Origin of the sequence: Acidovorax sp. KKS102 (assembly GCF_000302535.1) — a bacterium.
Classification (GTDB): Bacteria; Pseudomonadota; Gammaproteobacteria; order Burkholderiales; family Burkholderiaceae_C; genus Acidovorax.
In genome coordinates, this window is sequence record NC_018708.1 from 134,227 (window position 1) to 151,686 (window position 17,460).

Consider the following 17,460-nt stretch of genomic DNA (forward strand, 5'->3'; position numbering starts at 1 on the left):
ACAGGTCCTGGCTCGCCCAGCTTGAGCCCGGGTGGGGATGCGGGTATTCACGGGCTTGTGGGTCTGCGTCTGCATAAATACATTACGTTTGAAATGTATATTGTGAAAGCGTCATGAACCACCGTGTTTCCCCCAAGGCCGGGACGCGCCGCACCCATGCCGAGCGCAGCGCCGCCACGCGCCAGCACCTGATTGCCACGGCCATCGACGTGATCCAGCACCGCAGCCTGGAGGAGATGTCCATCCACGAGCTGGCCAAGTCGGCGGGCATGACCTCGGGCGCGGTGCAGCACCACTTCGAGTCGAAAGCGGTGCTGATGATGAATGTGCTCAGTGAGCTGATCGAGTCCACCGTGCGTTCGGGTGAACTCTGGCCCAGCGCCGCGCTGCCTGCGCGCGAACGGGCTACGAAGTTTGTGCAGGCCGTGTGGAGCTTGGTCTATGCGCAGCCGCGCTTTATCGTGGCCTGGAACATCTACCTGGGCTGCCGCAACCAGCCCGAAGTGCTGGGCCACATTGCGGAGCTGCGACGGAGCGTGCAGGCGCGCATGCACGAAGGCTTCTTCGGCGCCTTCCCCGAACTGGCGGCAGAGCCCGACCGCGATGGCCTGCTAGGCCTGGTGCTGTCGTCGCTGCGCGGGCTCGGGCTGTTGCAGCTGTTTGCTCCCGCACCGCCCTCCGTGCCCGATGCCGCCCAGCAGGCGCAACTGGACTGCCTGGCCGAATGGATCGCCACCCGGTGCGAAGCCGCTGCTGCGCCTCCAAAGGCGCGCACACGCCGCCGCTGATCCCCCATTTGTCTATTTGTCTGCTTGTTGTGGTGTGCGGCATCTCCCGCCTGCACGCCACGCAACGCGTACATCCATCGAAAAAAATCACCAGGAGACACACCATGACCTCAGCATTCACGCGCGTTCCACGCACGGTCGCGCTGGCCGCACTCGCCTGCCTGGCCGGCAGCGCCCTGGCACAGCAGTCCGCAGCCTACCCGGCCAAGCCCATCCAGCTCATCGCCCAGCAGCCGCCGGGCAGCGGTTCGGACGCGATGACCCGCGTGTGGGCTGATTGCGCCGCGCGCGAGCTGGGCCAGCCGGTGGTGGTGCAGAACAAGCCCGGGGCCAACGGCATCCTGGCCGTCAACTACCTCAAGGCCCAGCCGGCCGATGGCTACAACCTGCTGAGCATCGGCATGTCGCAGATGACCATCACGCCCTACGTCTACAAGCAGCAGCCCTACGACCCGTTGCGCGACTTTGACGGCGTGGCTGTGCTGGGCACGTCACCGCTGGTGCTGGCCGTGCCCGCAGGGCAGGGCATTGGCAGCCTGGCCGATCTGCAGAAGCTGGCCCGTGCCACGCCGGGCGGTATCAACTTCGGTTCGCCGGGCAAGGGCAGCCCAGCGCACCTGCTGACCTCCGCACTCGTCGAGAAGCTGGGCGTGCCCGGTACTCATGTGCCCTTTGTGGGCGAGGGCGCGGGCCTCACCGCACTCATGGGCCAGCAGATCCACGCGATGACGCTGGTGATTGGCACGGCGGCCGCGCAGGTCAAGGCGGGCAAGCTGGTGCCGCTGGCACTGTTTGGTGCGCAGCGCTCCCCGTTGCTGCCCGATGTGCCCACCATCGCCGAAGCCCTGCCCGCCGCCAGCGACCTGGCGCGGCCCGCGTGGATTGCCGTGGTGGCCAAGGCAGGTACGCCGCCCGATCTGCTGAACCGGCTCAATGCCGTCACAGAGAAATGCCGGGGCGGCGATGCGCAGTACAAGTCCCGCCTCGAAGCCATGAACGTCACGCTCACTGCCACCGCGCCGGCCGATGCGCGCACCTGGGCGGCACGCGATGCCGCCGTGTGGCGCCCACTGATCGACAAGCTGGGACTGGCCACCGAATGACGGTGGGCACTGCGGAGCCCCGGGTCACGCTGGCCCACGGCGGGCAGCTGCGCGGCCTGTGGGAGGAGGGCGTACGTGTCTTCCGTGGCATGCCCTGCGCGCAGGCGCCACGCGGCGCGCTGCGGTTTGCGGCGCCGGTGCCTGCCTCGCCATGGTCCGGTGTGCGCGATGCCACGGCGTTCGCGCCCATGGCGCCGCAGTTGCCCCGCGCCGCGCGTGCCGATGCGCCCATGCTGGGGGGCGACGACTGCCTGGCCGTCAACGTGTGGGCGCCGCCCGCTGAACCTGGCGCGCATCTGCCCGTGATGGTGTGGGTGCATGGCGGCGGCTTCTTTCGCGGTGCGGCCAGCGAGCCCCTGTACGACGGCGCGGCGCTGGCGCGGCGGGGCGTGGTGCTGGTGTCGGTGCAGTACCGGCTGGGCATAGACGGTTTTTTGCACTTCGACGGCGAGGAGCAGGCTGCGCCTGCCAATCGCGGCCTGCTGGACTTGCTGCTGGCACTGCAGTGGGTGCGGGACCATATCCACGCCTGGGGCGGCGATGTGTCGCGCACCACGGTGTTCGGCCAGTCGGCCGGTGCCGGGGCCCTGGCCTGCCTGATGGGCATGCCTGCGTCGCGTGGGCTGTTCCAGCGCGCCATTCTGCAAAGCCCCAGCGTGGCCTGCCAGACCTTGGAGGAAGCCGCCGCCGCGCGCCGCGCCGTAGCCACGCTGGCCGGGGTGGAGCCCACCCTGGCTGCATTGGGAGGAGCGCCGCAGACCGCCGTGCTGCACGCTGTGCACCGGCTGGCGTCCGAGCCTGCGCTGCGGCAGCAGCACGGGCTGGGCGGGCGCAACTTCTTTCCCCTGCGGCCCGTGGTCGATGGCCAGGTGCTCACCGCGCCGCCGCTGGAGGCGCTGGCGCAGCAGTGGGCGGCCCAGTCGCCCGACCTGCAGGTGCTGGTGGGCAGCAACGCGCAGGAGATGCGCCTTTACCACGTGCCCGGCGGCGCCATCGACCGGGTGACGGAGGCGCAGGTCCATGCCTTTGCGCAGGACGTGGACTTGACCACCGATGCCGCAGAAGCTCTGCGCCACATGCTGCCGCCCGCGCAGCAGACGCACGGGGAGTGGCTGTGCGCGCTGCAGTCCGACTACTACTACCGCGTGCCCGCTCAGCGCATTGCCGCGCTGGCCAGCCGGTGGGCCCGCAGCGCCTATGGCTATGAGTTCACCTGGCCCTCGCCGCAGTGGCGCGGGCGCTTGGGCGCAGCGCACGGTGTGGAGCTGCCATTTGTGTTCGGCAATCTTCACACGCCCACGGGGCAGGAGCTGGCAGGGCCCGCGCCGCCCGCTGCGTTGTCCGAGGCGCTTCAGCAGCGCTGGGTGGCGTTTGCGCGGGATGGCCACCCTGGATGGGCGCCGTATGTCGGCGCACAGCCGCCGGTCGAGCATGTGGGCGAGACACTGTTCTGTGCGCCCCACGCGCAGCCTGAGCGGTTCGCGCTGTGGGAGGGCGTGCTGTAGCGATCCGCTCACTGGGACCCCTCGCCAGGGGTACCGCAGCAGCAGCTGGCTCGCTACACTGGGCCGGCGCTTGTGCGCGACCAACCAACTACAGAGAGAGGGATTGCCATGGCTTCAGCCAGTGTGGGAGATTGCCTGTCGGGTGCCTGGGGCACCTTCAAGAAAAACGTGCTCACCCATGTGGTGTGCACCTTGCTGGTGATGGTGGTCGCCGGTATCAGCGCGGGCCTGTTGGCCGGGCCCATGATGGTGGGCTACATGCGCATGATCGAGCGCGAGACGCGCGGCGAAGCGGTGCAGATCGGCGATGTCTTTCGGGGCTTTGATGACTTTGTGCCCGCGTTTGTGGCGGGGCTCATCAGCTCGCTGGTCGTGTCGCTGGGCTTCATGCTGTGTTTCATTCCCGGCCTGCTGATCATGGCGCTGCCCCCGGTGGCGTTGTTTCTGGTGGCGCGCGGTGAGCGCGACGGTGTGGCCGCTTTCAGCCAGGCCTGGAGTATCGTGACCAAGAACTTGGGCTCGGCCTTCTTCTGCTCGCTGGTGCTGGGCATTGTGGGCTCGCTGGGCTTTCTGCTGTGCTGGGTGGGCGCGCTGCTGACGCTGCCGCTGTCCACCATCGGCTCGTACTACATGGCACGCCAATTGGTGGGCGATGAACCGGTCGCATTGCCTCCCCTCTGACCCCGGACCCGCCGTGGTGCCGGCGGGCGGCACGCCCTCCTGGCAGCCGCTGGATAGGAGCGCGCGGCGGCTGCGGCTGATGTTCGGCCTGGGCTGGCCGCTGGCCATGGCCGCCACACCCTGGTGGCTGGGGCAGGATGGGCTGGGCGTGGGTTGCGGGTTTCGCGCGCTGACGGGCATGCCCTGCCCGCTGTGCGGCGGCACCCATGCCTGTGCAGCCCTGGTCCAGGGCGATTGGGCGGCCGCCTGGGCCGCCAGCCCAGGCGCGCTGGTGTTGTTGCTGTGGCTGGTGCTGCTGGCGGGCCAGGCGGTGGTCGAAGGCGCCCAAGGCCGCCGCCGCGTGGCGCGCTGGCCGTGGTGGCATCCGGCAGTGCTGGCGGCAGTGGGGGGCGTGCTGGTGCTGTCCTGGCTCTCGCGCCTGGCTGGGCTCGCATAACGGCTTGCTGGCCTCTGAGGGCTTTGTTGTTTCCCCCTGAGCAAGGGCGATAGTTTTGTGTGGCCGTTGGGGCGCCGTACGTAGATGGCGGCCCGCCAACGCGTGCGCACCACATCCATGCACCAGCATCCCCTGGTATCGACCTGGCGCAGTCCTGTGCATCGTTGCGGGGCAGGCCGCCCCCATGGTGCACAGCCTCCGTGCGCCAGGCTGGTGCATTGAGCTTGTATACCAGTTGGCACGGAACCTGCGATACCGCAGGCAATGACCACCGCCACCGAGATCAGCAACCGCATCATCGAAGCCGTGATGGCGCAAAAGCTCGCGCCCGGCTCGCGCCTGGGCGAGCAGCAGCTGGCCATGCTGTTCGACTGCAGCCGCACCGTCGTGCGCGAGGCGCTCACGCGGCTGGCCACACGCGGCATCGTCACCGTGAGTGCCCGGCGCGGCTGGTATGTGATCGAGCCATCGCAGGACGAAGCGCGCGAGGCCTTCGAGGCGCGCCGCGTGATTGAACTGGGCTTGCTGCACCAGCTCAAGGTGGTGGACAAGGCGGCGCTGCGCCAGCTCAAAAGCCACCTGCAGCGCGAAAAAGCCGCGCTGGCCGGCACCGATGTGGGCATGCGCAGCTTTTTGCTGGGCGACTTCCATGTGTGCCTGGCCGAATGCCTGGGCAACAGCCTGCTGGCCGACACGCTGCGTGACTTCACGGCGCGCACCACGCTCATCGCCATGCTCTACCAGTCATCGCACGATGCGGCGCAGAGCTGCGCCGACCACGTGCGCATCGTCGAGGCGCTGGAGGCGGGCGACATTGCCGGCGCCGAGGCACTCATGTCCGAGCACATCGGCACCGTGCAATCGGCCCTGCGCCTGCAGGCCAGCAGCGATCCGCTGGCCGGGCTGCGCGACGCGCTGGCACCGGTGAGCAAGAGCCCTGCACCAGCCACCCCACCAGCCCGTGCGCGCAAGCCCCGCGCGGCCAAGAGTTCCCCCTCCCCAGCGTCTGACCCAGATGCACACGCCGACGCATCCACCTACCTAGGAGCCTTGCTATGACCACCGTCCGCACCGTCACCTCGTCCACCCGCCGCCTGACCCTGGGCGTGCTCGCCGCCACCGGCCTCGCAGTGGCATTGATGGCGCCCGCCGCCCACGCGCAGAACGCGCTGGACAACATCCTCAAGGCCAAGGAAATCAAGATCGCGATCCCCACCGACTACCCGCCCTACGGCTTTGTCGGCACCGACCTCAAGCCCCAGGGCCTGGACGTGGAAATGGCCAACTACATCGGCGCCAAGCTGGGAGTGAAGGTCGAACTCATCCCCGTGACCAGCGCCAACCGCATCCCCTACCTGCAAACGCAGAAGGCCGACCTCGTGATCTCCACGCTGGGCAAGAACCCCGAGCGCGAGAAGGTGATCGACTTCACGGCCGCCTACGCACCGTTCTTCCAGGCCGTGTTTGCGAGCAGGAGCCTGAACATCAAGAGTTTTGCCGACCTGGCGGGCAAGACGGTGGCCGTGACGCGCGGCGCGATGGAAGACCAGGAGTTGGCCAAGGTCGCGCCCCCCGGTGTGGACGTGAAGCGCTTTGAAGACCACGCCGCCAGCATTGCGGCCTTTGTGTCGGGCCAGACGCAGGCCATTGCCACCAGCGCATCGACGGCGGGCACCATCATGGTCAAGAACCCCAACTTGCAGACCGAATACAAGCTGCTGCTCAAGGACAGCCCCAACTTCATCGGCGTGGCCAAGGGCGAAGACAAGCTGCGCCTGCGCGTGAACGAAATCATTGCCGAGGCGCGCAAGTCGGGTGACATCGACAAGCTGTCGAACAAGTGGCTGGGCCGCCCTGCGGGCGACCTGCCCCTGTGATACGGCGCACCGGATGATCTGCTGAAACCCAAGGGCCTGTGGCGCGACAAGCGCCGCAGGGCACAAGCATGCTGATTGCGCTCGATTTTTCTGCCGTCCTTGCGTCGTGGCCGCTGCTGGTGCGCGGCGTGGTCTGGACCATTGGCCTCACCATCGTGGGCACCGTGCTGGGCCTGCTGCTGGGCACAGCCTGCGCCTGGGCGCGTGCGCGCAACCTGGGCCACCGGCCCACTGCGCTGCGCTGGGCCGTGGCCAGCTATGTGGAGCTGGTGCGCAACACGCCCTTCATCGTGCAGCTGTTCTTCCTGTTCTTTGGCCTGCCCGCGCTGGGGCTCAAGCTCTCGCCCGAGTTCGCATCGGTGCTGGCCATGGTGATCAACCTGGGCGCGTATTCGGCCGAGATCATCCGCGCGGGCATCGAGGCCACGCCCCGTGGCCAGATCGAAGCCGCACACGGCCTGGCGCTCACGCCGGGCCAGACCTTCCGGCGTGTGGTGCTGCCGCCCGCGCTGCAAAAGGTGTGGCCCGCGATGGTCAGCCAGATCATCATCGTGATGCTGGGCTCGGCCGTGTGTGGGCAGATCTCCACGCCCGAGCTGAGCTACGCCGCCAACCTCATCTCCAGCAACACCTTCCGCGCGTTCGAGGCCTTCATCCTGGCCACGGCTGTGTACCTGGTGTTGTCCATGCTCACCCGCCGCCTGCTGATGTGGGTGGGGGCGCGTTTCTTGGTCGGGAGGTAAGCCGGTATGGTCGAGTTTTCTCTCTGGGACATCCTGCGCAACCTGCTGCTGGCAGCGCGCTGGACGGTGTCCCTGTCCCTCATCGCCTTCATCGGTGGTGGCCTGGTGGGACTGGTGCTGCTGGTGCTGCGCCTGTCCAAGTTGCGTGGCGTGGACCGCGCCGTGGGCGCCTATGTGCAGGTGTTCCAGGGCACGCCGCTGCTCATGCAGCTGTTTCTGGCGTACTTTGGCATTGCGCTCTTTGGCATCAAGACATCGCCATGGACGGCCGCCGCCGTGGCGCTCACGCTCTACACCAGCGCCTACCTCACCGAGATCTGGCGCGGCTGTGTGGCCTCCATCCCCAAAGGGCAGTGGGAGGCCGCGCAAAGCCTCGCGCTCAACTTTGGCGAGCAGCTGCGCCATGTGGTGCTGCCGCAGGCGCTGCGCATTGCGGTGCCGCCCACAGTGGGCTTTCTGGTGCAGGTGATCAAGGGAACGGCGCTGGCCTCGGTCATCGGCTTTGTCGAGCTGACCAAGGCGGGCAGCATGATCTCCAACGCCACCTACCAGCCCTTCCTCGTCTACGCCTGTGTGGCGCTGCTGTACTTTGCCCTGTGCTTCCCCGTGAGCCTGGTGGCGCAATCGCTTGAAAGGAAACTCCATGGCAACCGCCGTTGAAACCACCCCGGTCCCCGCGCACGACGGCATCGTGGTGGGCGAGGCCCCCATCGTGGACATCACCGCCCTGCGCAAGTCCTACGGCAGCAACGAAGTGCTCAAGGGCATTGACCTCAAGGTGCAGCGCGGCGAGGTGATTGCCATCATCGGCAAGAGCGGCTCGGGCAAGAGCACGCTGCTGCGCTGTGTGAACGGGCTGGAAGAGTTTCAGGAAGGCGCGCTCAGCGTCAACGGCCAGAAGCTGCTGCACGACAGCCCCACGGCCATGCGCGCGCTGCGCCAGCAGGTGGGCATGATCTTCCAGAGCTTCAACCTGTTTCCGCACCTCAGCGTGGGCCGCAACATCATGCTTGCGCCCACCTTGGTGAAGGCGCGCGATGCCAAGGCGGCCGAGGCGCAGGCGCGCCAGCTGCTAGCGCGCGTGGGGCTGGCCGAGAAGTTTGACGCCATGCCCGACCAGCTCTCGGGCGGCCAGCAGCAGCGCGTGGCCATAGCCCGCGCGCTGGCCATGGAGCCGCAGGTGCTGCTGTGCGACGAGATCACCTCGGCGCTGGACCCTGAACTCGTGGGCGAAGTGCTGCGCGTGGTGGAGTCGTTAGCGCAAGAAGGCATGACGCTGATGATGGTCACGCACGAGATGGCGTTTGCCCGCAAGGTGAGCGACCGCGTGATCTTCATGCACCAGGGGCGGGTGCACGAGCAGGGCGCACCTGCTGAGCTGTTTGGCAGCCCCCAGACGCCGGAACTGCAGCAGTTCTTGTCGTCGTTGCACGACTGAAATCGATCTGTCGCTGTTCGTACGCACAAAGGCCTGCCCGCGCCCTGGAGTTCCAGCGCGGGCAGGCTTTGCATTTTGGTAGTTGCGCCTACTCAGGCCTCTGGCTCAGGGCAGGCAAGCGGTGGGCAGGGTCAGGACTGCACCCCCTTGTCGAATTCTGCGCGGGACAATGATCCGTTCTTGTCCGTATCGAGTTCCTTGAAACGTTGACTGATGGCTGGCAGCGTAGCGGCCTCTTGTGCGCTCAACTGGCCGTCCTTGTTGCTGTCGGCCTTGTCAAAGGCGGCAGCGGCAGCGGTGGAGACGCCGCCACTGCTGGGCCCCACCGAAAAACCTGAGCCTGACTGTGCAGTGCTCTTGCTCGCAGGGCCGAATTGGGGAGGAGAGGAAGAGGAGGAGGTCTGTGCCTGCAAGGCACCCACACCCCCCAGGGAGAGCGCGGCGAAGAGCATCACGCTGCGGGTGTCGAACGAGTAGTTGCGTCGTTGCAGTGCTTTCATGAAGCGAAGCTCCTTTGAAGTTGAACAGGCTTGCATTGCACCGCAGCCAGCGGCCCCACGCCAGCACTCTTGCCTGCTGTTGCCTCGCTCTACATTTGCCTGCGCTGTGTAACGCGGCGGCCGTGTTTTGTGTCTGGGCTCGCCGCGGATGTAGCCAAAAGTAGGCGCAAACCAGGGCCTCGTTTCGCGCTGCGCCCTACGCGCCGGGACGATGGGGGGATGACCGGCAGGCCCGTGCGTGTCCTACAGCGTCTGCCCGCACTCCTTCCAACAATGGACTGCATGTGTCCTCCGGGATGCTGTTGTTCAACTTCCACCAAGGAGCCATTCCATGCAAAAGCAAACCGTTCTCGCCGCACTCGCTGCCTTCGCCTGTAGCGCCGCACTGGCCCAGGCGCCTGCCAACAACACCGCCCGCCCACCCTCTGAGGTGAACCCCACGGCATCGGGTGGTGTGGCAGCCTCTGCAGCCCAGAACAAGGTCGATCAGCGTGCCAGCCGCAGCACAGCGGCTCCCGCTGACCCCGCTGCCGGCAATGGCCGAGCAGCCCCCGTGGCAGAGATCAACCCCAGCGCAGCCGGCGGCAAGGCCGCTGCCAAGGCCGATATGCGCGTGAACGCGCGGCTGATGGACACCAATGGCGACGGCATGGTGTCGCGTGCTGAATGGGATGCCTACCACGCACAGGCCTGGAACCAGATGCAGCCCACCAACACGGGCGTTTCCACGGCAGACATCGATAAATTGAACCGCACGTCGGCAACCCACTGATAACCCCGGCGGCTTCGCCCGCCAACTGTGGGGAAACCTGTGGGGAAACTTCTCCACGCCCCCAAGCGCCCCTGCGTCCCGCCGCGCAGGGGCGCTTTGGCGTCTCGACCGTGCGGGCAAAAGGGGGATGGCCGCTCGGGGGACAATCCGGCATCTTCCGTTCGCTGAACCGCACCCATTCACATGGCCAACCGACTTTCACAGATCGCCACGCGCACCGGCGACGCCGGCACCACCGGCCTGGGCAACAACCAGCGCGTCTCCAAAAACAGCCTGCGTATCCACGCGATGGGCGATGTGGACGAGCTCAACTCCCACATCGGCCTGCTGCTGTGCGAGCCCATGCCCGATGAAGTCCGCACCCTGCTGGTCGAGGTGCAGCACCAGCTGTTCAACCTGGGCGGTGAGCTGTCGATCCCGGGCTTTGAATTGCTCAAGGCCGAAGCCGTGCTGGCGCTGGACGAAGCCCTGGCCCACCACAACGCCGCGCTGCCGCGCCTGCAGGAGTTCATCTTGCCCGCAGGCACGCGCGCCGCATCGCAAGCGCACATCTGCCGCACCGTGGCCCGCCGCGCCGAACGCGCCGTCGTCGCCCTGGGCAACGAAGAGGCCCTGAACGACGCGCCGCGCCAGTACCTCAACCGCCTCTCCGACCTGATGTTCGTGCTGGCCCGCGTGCTCAACCGCATGGATGGCGGGGATGACGTGTACTGGAAAAGCGAGCGCTTGGCGCAGCAGAATGCTACTGAATAAATAGCAGCCAGCGCATATTTATCTAGCGCTTGGGGCCGATTTCATCAAAAAACACCTCCAGCTTTTGCCACGGGCGCGTTGCCAGACCAGGACCGCCGCGCAAGGGCCGCCCCGCCGCGCTGGCGGTGTCCCCCTTCCCGGAGCGCGCTAGCGATGCGAGAGAAGGGGGAAGCGGCGAAGCCGCTCAGGGGGATGACCCCTACCGGGGGGCAAGGATCGCCATGGTGAGGCGCGACACACAGGTCAGCTCACCCGCTTCATTGTGCAGATCGATGTGCCACACGTGTGTGGTGCGGCCGATGTGCACCGGCTTCGCCGTGCCGGTCACCCAGCCGCTGGTGGCAGAGCGCAGGTGGTTGGCGTTGATGTCCAGTCCCACGGCGCGGTAGCCCTCGGGCAGGGCGTAGTAAGCGCCGGTGGAGCCCATGGACTCGGCCAGCACTACGCTGACGCCGCCGTGCAGCAGGCCAAAAGGCTGGATGGTGCGGTGGTCCACCGGCACGCGGGCGCGCAGAAAATCGTCACCCACCTCGACAAATTCAATGCCCAGGTGCTCTACGGCGGTGTTGCGGTTGGCGGCCTTCAGCAGGGCCAGGTCGATGGGTTTCTTCCAGATGGGCATGGTGTTCACGGGGCGGGGCCAAGTCAGTGCAAGCCACAGATTGTGCCAAGGCCCGTGGCGCCGCCCTGTGCCGCCTAGCCTCAGCCCACAAACTTCCCGTTGGCGCCCATCACCCCCAGGTCCAGAAAGCGCGAGCCCACATACGGCGCGCCGCTGGCGTAGTCGATGGACAGGCCGCCCAGGTCATTGCTGCGGATGCCTGCGAGGGCGTTGCGCAGCTTGGCGCGGGTCAGGTCGCGGCCGGCGCGCTCCAGGCCCTCGGCCAGCACGCGGGCGTTCACATAGCCTTCAAAGCTGCGGGCCGAGAACTCCTGGTAGCCCAGTGCGCGCATGGCCTTCTGGTAGTCGCGCACCACGGCAAAGCTGGTGCGGGCCGCGTCGGGCAGCACCATCGACAGCGCAATTCCCGAGGCCTTGCCGCCTAGCTGGCGCAGGTTGTCGCCCGACAGCGCCACGCTGGTGGCGGCCAGCGGCGTGCTGGGCGACACTTTCTTGAACTCGTTGACCAGCGTGGCGGTGATGTCGCCCGCCGTGCCCAGCAGCACGGCGTTGGGCTTGGCAGCCACGGCCTTGCCCACCACATCCGCCACCTGGGCGCCTTGGGCGTCGAGCTTGAAGGCCTTGGGTGCGGGCTGCTTGGCGGCGGCCATGGCCTTGGTCACATCGGCCAGAAACTCGCGGCCAAAGGCGGTGTCCTGGTACACGACGGCCAGTTCGGTGATGCCCATGGACACCAGCTTTTGCGCCAGGCGCTGGGCTTCGTCGGTGTAGCTCGCGCGTACGTGGAACACCGAGCGGTACTCGGCCTTGCGCAGCGAGGTGGCGCCGCTTTGCGGGGCCACGTAGGGGATCTGCGCCTCGTCCACCAGCGGCAGGATGCGCTGGTTGTTGGCGGTGCCCATGCAGGAGATCAGCGACACCACGTTGGCATCGGCAATCAGCTTGCGCACGTTGTCTTCGGAGCGGGCAGCGTCGTAGCCGTCGTCCAGCGCCAGCAGCTTGATTTCGCGGCCGTGGATGCCCTTGGCGTTGGCCTGGGCCAAGCCTGCGTCCAGCCCCTGCTTGAGTTCCTTGCCCAGGCTGGCCAGCGCGCCGGTCGTTCCCAGCGAGCAGCCAATGGTCACGCTCTTGGCGTCCATGGGGTCTTGCACGCCCACGGCGCGCGACGAGGGGGCAAGCAGCAGGCCGGCGCTGGCGGCCACGAGGGATTGGGTGAACTGACGGCGTTGCAGGGATATAAAAAAACTCGCAGGCAAAAATGCCACCAGCCCCGGATGGGGGCTGGTGGGGGTGGACAGGGGGAGGCCAATAGACCTAGGGTTAACGCTGATCCTATCGGCCCAAGCTGGCAATTGGCTGTCAAAAGCCTGCAGGCCCAACGCGGCTCGCTTTACGCAGCGCTGGCAGGCCCTGCGGGCGCGCGCATGCTGCCCGTCTCCACATACCGCTGGTGCCACGACAGCGCCTCGTTCAGCAGGTGCGGCGTGTGCTGGCCCACGGCGCCGCGCTTGGCGCGGGCCACATAGTCGTGCAGCGCGGGGCGGAAGTCCGGGTGTGCGCAGCGGTCAATGATGATCTCGGCGCGTTGCGAGGGCGAGTGGCCGCGCAGGTCGGCCAGGCCTTGTTCGGTGACAAGGATCTGCACATCGTGCTCGGTGTGGTCCACATGCGAGGCCATGGGCACGATGCACGAGATGCTGCCGTTCTTGGCCAGCGAGGGCGTCATGAAGATCGACAAGTAGGCATTGCGCGCAAAGTCGCCCGAGCCGCCAATGCCGTTCATGATGGCCGAACCCATCACATGCGTGGAGTTCACGTTGCCGTAAATGTCGGCCTCGATCATCCCGTTCATCGCGATCAGGCCCATGCGGCGGATCAGCTCGGGGTGGTTGCTGATCTCCTGCGGGCGCAGCACGATGCGCTCTTTGTAATAGCCGATGCGGTCGTTGAAGTCCTGCATGGCCGCCGGGCTCAGCGACAGCGCCGTGGCCGACGCGCTGGCCAGCTTGCCCGAGCGCAGCATGTCCAGCATGCCGTCCTGCAGCACCTCGGTGTAGGCGGAGAGGTTCTCGAACGGGCCGTTGTTCAGCCCGGCCAGCACCGCGTTGGCGATGTTGCCCACGCCCGACTGCAGCGGCAGCAGGTCTGGGGGCAGGCGGCCTTTTTTCACCTCGTGCTGCAAGAACTCGATGATGTGGCCCGCAATGCGGTTGGAGGTGTCGTCCGGCGCGGCGTACAGGCTGTTGCGGTCGGGCTGGTTGGTCACCACCACCGCGATGACCTTGTTCGGGTCGCAGCGCAGGTAGGGCTCGCCGATGCGCTGGTTCGGCTCCGTCATCGGGATGGGCTTGCGGTGTGGCGGCACATCGGTGCCGTAGTAGATGTCGTGCATGCCTTCCAACGCCGGGTTGTGCCAGGCATTCACCTCCAGGATCACCTTGTCGGCCTGGTCCAGCCAGGTCTTGTTGTTGCCCACCGAAGACGACGGAATCAGCCGCCCGTCGGGCAACACGCCCGCCACCTCGACCACCGCCACATCCAGCTTGCCCAGAAAGCCAAACCACACAAACTGCGCCACGTGCGACAGGTGGATGTCCACATACTGCATCTGCCCCGCATTGATCTGGCGGCGCACCGTGGGGTCGGACTGGTAGGGCAGGCGCATCTCGATGCCGTCCACCTGGGCCAGCGCACCGTCCAGCTCAGGTGCGGTGCTGGCGCCTGTCCACAGCCCGATCTTGAAGCCATGGCCCTGCGCGTTCAGGCTTTCGATGCGGCGCGCCAGCGCGCCGGGCACGGCCTTGGGGTAGCCCGCGCCGGTGAATCCGCTCATGCCCACATGGGCACCGGCAGGGATCAGGGCGGCCGCCTCGTCGGCGGTCATGGTGCGGGAGAGAAAGTCGGGGTACAGCACCCGATCGGCCAGGGACATGGAAAAACTCCAGTTCAACAATGGGAATAGGGCCGTTGGACGGCGGCCCCACCCTCGGTAACGAATTGACGAAGGGGTAAACGCAAAGACAGCCCCGCAAGACAGACGCGGGGGCGGGTGATGATAAGTGTTAACCCTTGTTCGCCAGGGGGTGCCACCGGCTCGGTTTCGGGCTTGTCTTTACCTGGCTACTGCCTAAAATTCGCTGGCTTGCCCCAGAAAGAGACCATCCAGCGGTTCGCGGTGGCAATCACCCATCCAAAAGGGGAACGAACATGGCCGGACAACCGACTGCCGTATTGCGACCGCATGTATTGCTGTGTATGGCCGCATTGGCCGCAGCCCTCGGAGGGACCGTGCAGCACGCCAACGCGCAGGACGTAGCGGCCAAGCCGTGCGCAGTGATCCTGATGCATGGCAAATGGGGCAGTCCGCAATTCATCGGGCATTTCGGGCGTCGGCTGGAGCCCTATTGCGCCGTCAACGCCATCGAGATGCCGTGGTCCCGCCGGCGCAACTACGACATCCCGTATCCGCAGGCGCTCAAGGAAGTGGGCTCCCAGGTGCAGGCTTTGCGTGCCAAGGGGTACCAGCGCGTGGTGGTCATGGGGCAGAGCTTTGGCGCCAATGCCGCCATGGCCTACATGGCGCAAGAGGGGGATGCCGATGCGGTGGTGGCGCTGGCGCCCGGACATGCGCCTGCGTACATGTATTCCAACGGGATCGGCAAGGACGCCGTGCACAAGGCGCGTGAACTCGTGAAGGCCGGCCAGGGCAGTGAAAAACTGGCCATGGACGACCTCAACCAAGGCAAGCGCCAGAGCATCCGCATGTCGGCCGACGTGCTCTGGAGCTACTTTGATCCCGCAGGGTTGGGCCACATGCCGGGGACGGCAGCGTCCTTCAAGAAGCCCGTACCGTTTTTATGGGTGATCGGCACAAACGACCCCTTGTACGCAGCGGGCGAGGATTTTGCTTATCGCAAGGCCCCTGATCACCCTGCGAGCAAGTACCTTGTCGTGTCGGCTGGCCACATCGACACCCCTGATGTCGCTGCGGCGCAAGTGCTTGAATGGCTGCGAGGCCTGCCCTGAGGCAGACGCCGCAGCTTACGTTGCTCAGCTCCTGCGACGGTTGAGCAGCGCGTACAGCAGGATCGCCCCGAACGTGGCGGTGCCGATGCCGCCCAGCGCGAACTGGCCGAACTTCAGCGTGAAGTCGCCCGTGCCCAGGATGAGGGTGATGGCCGCCACGATGAGGTTCTTGTTCTGCGAAAAGTCCACCTTGTTGTCCACCCAGATCTTGGCGCCCGCCACTGCAATCAGGCCAAACACCACGATGGACACACCGCCCATCACCGGCAGCGGAATGGTCTGGATCAGTGCGCCGAACTTGGGGGAAAAGCCCAGCACCAGCGCAAACACACCCGCCAGCAGGAACACGGCGGTGGAATAGATCTTGGTCGCTGCCATCACGCCGATGTTCTCGGCATAGGTGGTCACGCCCGTGCCGCCCGCGCTGCCGCTGACCATGGTGGCAATGCCGTCACCGATGAATGCGCGGCCCATGTAGCGGTCCAGGTTCTGGCCGGTCATGGCCGTCACGGCCTTCACGTGGCCCAGGTTCTCGGCCACCAGGATGATGGCCACGGGCGCAATCAGCAGCATCGCATTGCCGCTGAACTGCGGGGCTGCAAAGTTGGGCAAACCAAACCACGCGGCGTTGGCCAGTGCGGTCAGGTCCATGGGCTTGCCCAGGCCCAGGCCGTTGGTCAGTACCGCATAGATGATGCTGGCCACGATCAGCCCCACCAGGATCAACAGGCGCTGCACCATGCCGCGCGTGAGCACGGCCACCAGGCCCACGCTCACAAAGGTCACTACCTGCATCCAGCTGTCGAAGTTGCTGGCCGCCATGTTCTTGATGGGGATGCCCGCCAGGTTCAGCCCGATCACCGCCACCACCGAGCCGGTGACCACGGGCGGCATGAAGCGCTCGATCCAGCCCGTGCCAATGGCCTGCACCAGCGCGCCGATGAGGGTGTAGACCAGGCCACACGCAATGATGCCGCCCAGCGCCACGCCGATGTTGGCGTTGGCCCCTTGGCCCGCATAGCCCGTGGCCGCAATCACCACGCCAATGAACGCAAAGCTCGACCCCAGGTAGCTGGGCACCTTGCCGCCGGTGACGAGGAAGAAGATCAGCGTGCCGATGCCGCTCATCAGGATGGCCACGTTCGGGTCAAAGCCCATCAGGATGGGCGCCAGCACCGTGGCGCCGAACATCGCAATCACGTGCTGCACGCCCATCACCGCCGTCTGCGGCCAGGGCAGTCGCTCGTCCGGCGCGATCACGCCGCCTTGTTGCAACACCTCAGCGCTTTTCACGCGCCAGTTCATGAATCCCATCTTGTTGGTTCCTTGTTGTTGAGGCGCGAATGCTAGTGGATGGGGATGGCCTTGCCGTGAACCTGCGCGTCAGTTGCCAGGCGTCCACCCGCGTTGTGCCGGGTTAGCATCTGCGCCAACCTCTGCTCTGCCTGCCACAGGCACCGCCGCCATGCACCCTCTGCCGTCCTGCCCCTCTTGCCGCCAGCCCATGGAGGCGCACCGGTTCACCAGCAACCAGGGGCACACGCTGGAGCTGGACATTTGTTTTGCCTGCCAGGGCCTGTGGTTTGACCGGCACGAAAACCTCAAGCTCTCGCCCCAGTCGGTGGTCGAGCTGTTCCGCCTGCTGCACGAGCACCGCACCGACCAGCACCAGCCCCTGGCCGAGAGCATGGCCTGCCCGCGCTGCAACACCAGCCTGGCCAAAGGCTTCGACGTGGTGCGCAGCGGCCGCTACATGATCTACCGCTGCGGGCGCCAGCACGGGCGCTTCAGCAGCTTCTCGTCCTTCATGGTCGAAAAGGGCTTTGTGCGCCACATGACGCGCCCCGAGATCGACGACCTGGCCCAACGCGTGGGCGCCATCTACTGCACCAGCTGCGGCGCGCCCGTGGACATCCGCAAGGACCACGCCTGCCCCTATTGCCGCGCCGCGTTCTCCCTCATCGACCCCCAGGCCGTGGTGCGCGCCATGGAGGGTTATGCCGCCGCCAGCGCCAAGGCACCGGTGGCGCCAGCATCGCCCGTGGACATTGGCGACGCCCTGGTGGCCCTGGAGCGCGACCGCGCCCGGGCCGAGCGCGAGCGCCAGAAGCGTGCGTTCACCACGGCCAGCAGCGATGCCAGCGACAACTCGTTCACCGGCGATCTGCTGGCGACCGGGGTGGCGCTGGTGTGGGCGCTGATGAAGGACTGAGAAC

Annotated in this window: 19 protein-coding genes; 14 read left to right on the forward strand and 5 right to left on the reverse strand. The window is 66.6% G+C overall.

What is annotated here, in order from left to right:
• Window positions 1-113 precede the first annotated feature (113 nt).
• From C380_RS00625 to C380_RS00670, 10 genes are all read left to right on the forward strand, one after another.
• On the forward strand, window positions 114-788 hold the full coding sequence (locus C380_RS00625; RefSeq protein ID WP_015011952.1) for a TetR/AcrR family transcriptional regulator: 675 nt from the start codon (window positions 114-116) through the stop codon (window positions 786-788).
• 104 nt (window positions 789-892) lie between these two features.
• Window positions 893-1,891 carry a tripartite tricarboxylate transporter substrate binding protein gene (locus C380_RS00630; RefSeq protein WP_015011953.1) on the forward strand — a complete coding sequence of 333 codons (999 nt, stop codon included), beginning with the start codon at window positions 893-895 and terminating at the stop codon, window positions 1,889-1,891.
• The gene (locus C380_RS00635; protein ID WP_015011954.1) at window positions 1,888-3,396 is read left to right on the forward strand and encodes a carboxylesterase/lipase family protein; all 1,509 of its coding nucleotides are present in this window, start codon (window positions 1,888-1,890) and stop codon (window positions 3,394-3,396) included. Before C380_RS00630 ends, C380_RS00635 begins: the two co-directional genes overlap by 4 nt.
• A 108-nt stretch (window positions 3,397-3,504) precedes the next feature.
• Complete coding sequence (locus tag C380_RS00640; RefSeq protein WP_015011955.1) at window positions 3,505-4,077, forward strand: hypothetical protein; 573 nt, start codon at window positions 3,505-3,507, stop codon at window positions 4,075-4,077.
• Window positions 4,078-4,090: 13 nt separating this feature from the next.
• Complete coding sequence (locus C380_RS00645; protein WP_043565025.1) at window positions 4,091-4,513, forward strand: DUF2752 domain-containing protein; 423 nt, start codon at window positions 4,091-4,093, stop codon at window positions 4,511-4,513.
• Window positions 4,514-4,777: 264 nt separating this feature from the next.
• Window positions 4,778-5,572 carry a GntR family transcriptional regulator gene (locus tag C380_RS00650; RefSeq protein WP_015011957.1) on the forward strand — a complete coding sequence of 265 codons (795 nt, stop codon included), beginning with the start codon at window positions 4,778-4,780 and terminating at the stop codon, window positions 5,570-5,572.
• The gene (locus tag C380_RS00655) at window positions 5,569-6,390 is read left to right on the forward strand and encodes a transporter substrate-binding domain-containing protein (protein ID WP_015011958.1); all 822 of its coding nucleotides are present in this window, start codon (window positions 5,569-5,571) and stop codon (window positions 6,388-6,390) included. Before C380_RS00650 ends, C380_RS00655 begins: the two co-directional genes overlap by 4 nt.
• Window positions 6,391-6,458: 68 nt before the next feature.
• Window positions 6,459-7,133, forward strand: coding sequence for an amino acid ABC transporter permease (locus C380_RS00660; protein WP_015011959.1), 675 nt, complete (start codon window positions 6,459-6,461; stop codon window positions 7,131-7,133).
• 6 nt (window positions 7,134-7,139) lie between these two features.
• Window positions 7,140-7,793 (forward strand): amino acid ABC transporter permease, encoded by a 654-nt coding sequence (locus tag C380_RS00665; protein WP_015011960.1) that lies wholly within the window; start codon window positions 7,140-7,142, stop codon window positions 7,791-7,793.
• A complete protein-coding gene (locus C380_RS00670) occupies window positions 7,777-8,571 on the forward strand; it encodes an amino acid ABC transporter ATP-binding protein (protein ID WP_015011961.1) in 795 nt (264 codons plus the stop codon). The genes C380_RS00665 and C380_RS00670 overlap by 17 nt, the downstream gene beginning before the upstream one ends.
• Window positions 8,572-8,702: 131 nt before the next feature.
• Here C380_RS00670 and C380_RS00675 read toward each other — a convergent pair whose 3' ends face one another.
• Window positions 8,703-9,071, reverse strand: coding sequence for an EF-hand domain-containing protein (locus tag C380_RS00675; protein ID WP_015011962.1), 369 nt, complete (start codon window positions 9,069-9,071; stop codon window positions 8,703-8,705).
• Between the two features lie 331 nt (window positions 9,072-9,402).
• On the opposite strand from C380_RS00675, the gene C380_RS00680 reads away from it, so the two are divergent.
• Window positions 9,403-9,843 carry a hypothetical protein gene (locus tag C380_RS00680; protein WP_015011963.1) on the forward strand — a complete coding sequence of 147 codons (441 nt, stop codon included), beginning with the start codon at window positions 9,403-9,405 and terminating at the stop codon, window positions 9,841-9,843.
• A 183-nt stretch (window positions 9,844-10,026) separates the two neighbouring features.
• Complete coding sequence (locus C380_RS00685) at window positions 10,027-10,596, forward strand: cob(I)yrinic acid a,c-diamide adenosyltransferase (RefSeq protein ID WP_015011964.1); 570 nt, start codon at window positions 10,027-10,029, stop codon at window positions 10,594-10,596.
• 199 nt (window positions 10,597-10,795) lie between these two features.
• Here the strand turns inward: C380_RS00685 and C380_RS00690 are convergent, their stop codons facing one another.
• The 3 genes from C380_RS00690 to C380_RS00700 form a co-directional block, all read right to left on the reverse strand.
• On the reverse strand, window positions 10,796-11,218 hold the full coding sequence (locus C380_RS00690) for a hotdog fold thioesterase (RefSeq protein WP_015011965.1): 423 nt from the start codon (window positions 11,216-11,218) through the stop codon (window positions 10,796-10,798).
• An 80-nt stretch (window positions 11,219-11,298) separates the two neighbouring features.
• The gene (locus tag C380_RS00695) at window positions 11,299-12,450 is read right to left on the reverse strand and encodes an ABC transporter substrate-binding protein (protein WP_043565868.1); all 1,152 of its coding nucleotides are present in this window, start codon (window positions 12,448-12,450) and stop codon (window positions 11,299-11,301) included.
• Window positions 12,451-12,608: 158 nt separating this feature from the next.
• Window positions 12,609-14,150, reverse strand: coding sequence for an acetyl-CoA hydrolase/transferase family protein (locus C380_RS00700; protein ID WP_015011967.1), 1,542 nt, complete (start codon window positions 14,148-14,150; stop codon window positions 12,609-12,611).
• A 275-nt stretch (window positions 14,151-14,425) separates the two neighbouring features.
• On the opposite strand from C380_RS00700, the gene C380_RS00705 reads away from it, so the two are divergent.
• On the forward strand, window positions 14,426-15,244 hold the full coding sequence (locus C380_RS00705) for an alpha/beta fold hydrolase (protein ID WP_148279901.1): 819 nt from the start codon (window positions 14,426-14,428) through the stop codon (window positions 15,242-15,244).
• A gap of 24 nt (window positions 15,245-15,268) precedes the next feature.
• Here C380_RS00705 and C380_RS00710 read toward each other — a convergent pair whose 3' ends face one another.
• Window positions 15,269-16,558: a solute carrier family 23 protein gene (locus tag C380_RS00710; RefSeq protein WP_015011969.1), complete on the reverse strand. Its 1,290-nt coding sequence runs from the start codon at window positions 16,556-16,558 to the stop codon at window positions 15,269-15,271.
• A 151-nt stretch (window positions 16,559-16,709) separates the two neighbouring features.
• Here C380_RS00710 and C380_RS00715 point away from each other — a divergent pair, with 151 nt between their 5' ends.
• Window positions 16,710-17,456 (forward strand): zf-TFIIB domain-containing protein, encoded by a 747-nt coding sequence (locus C380_RS00715; RefSeq protein WP_043565026.1) that lies wholly within the window; start codon window positions 16,710-16,712, stop codon window positions 17,454-17,456.
• Window positions 17,457-17,460 lie beyond the last annotated feature (4 nt).

Coding starts and splice junctions, on each gene's coding strand:
- C380_RS00625 (WP_015011952.1), top strand. CDS start 114: ATGAACCACCGTGTTTCCCCCAAGGCCGGGACGCGCCGCACCCATGCC.
- C380_RS00630 (WP_015011953.1), top strand. CDS start 893: ATGACCTCAGCATTCACGCGCGTTCCACGCACGGTCGCGCTGGCCGCA.
- C380_RS00635 (WP_015011954.1), top strand. CDS start 1,888: ATGACGGTGGGCACTGCGGAGCCCCGGGTCACGCTGGCCCACGGCGGG.
- C380_RS00640 (WP_015011955.1), top strand. CDS start 3,505: ATGGCTTCAGCCAGTGTGGGAGATTGCCTGTCGGGTGCCTGGGGCACC.
- C380_RS00650 (WP_015011957.1), top strand. CDS start 4,778: ATGACCACCGCCACCGAGATCAGCAACCGCATCATCGAAGCCGTGATG.
- C380_RS00655 (WP_015011958.1), top strand. CDS start 5,569: ATGACCACCGTCCGCACCGTCACCTCGTCCACCCGCCGCCTGACCCTG.
- C380_RS00660 (WP_015011959.1), top strand. CDS start 6,459: ATGCTGATTGCGCTCGATTTTTCTGCCGTCCTTGCGTCGTGGCCGCTG.
- C380_RS00665 (WP_015011960.1), top strand. CDS start 7,140: ATGGTCGAGTTTTCTCTCTGGGACATCCTGCGCAACCTGCTGCTGGCA.
- C380_RS00670 (WP_015011961.1), top strand. CDS start 7,777: ATGGCAACCGCCGTTGAAACCACCCCGGTCCCCGCGCACGACGGCATC.
- C380_RS00675 (WP_015011962.1), bottom strand. CDS start 9,071: ATGAAAGCACTGCAACGACGCAACTACTCGTTCGACACCCGCAGCGTG.
- C380_RS00680 (WP_015011963.1), top strand. CDS start 9,403: ATGCAAAAGCAAACCGTTCTCGCCGCACTCGCTGCCTTCGCCTGTAGC.
- C380_RS00685 (WP_015011964.1), top strand. CDS start 10,027: ATGGCCAACCGACTTTCACAGATCGCCACGCGCACCGGCGACGCCGGC.
- C380_RS00690 (WP_015011965.1), bottom strand. CDS start 11,218: ATGCCCATCTGGAAGAAACCCATCGACCTGGCCCTGCTGAAGGCCGCC.
- C380_RS00700 (WP_015011967.1), bottom strand. CDS start 14,150: ATGTCCCTGGCCGATCGGGTGCTGTACCCCGACTTTCTCTCCCGCACC.
- C380_RS00705 (WP_148279901.1), top strand. CDS start 14,426: ATGGCCGGACAACCGACTGCCGTATTGCGACCGCATGTATTGCTGTGT.
- C380_RS00710 (WP_015011969.1), bottom strand. CDS start 16,558: ATGGGATTCATGAACTGGCGCGTGAAAAGCGCTGAGGTGTTGCAACAA.
- C380_RS00715 (WP_043565026.1), top strand. CDS start 16,710: ATGCACCCTCTGCCGTCCTGCCCCTCTTGCCGCCAGCCCATGGAGGCG.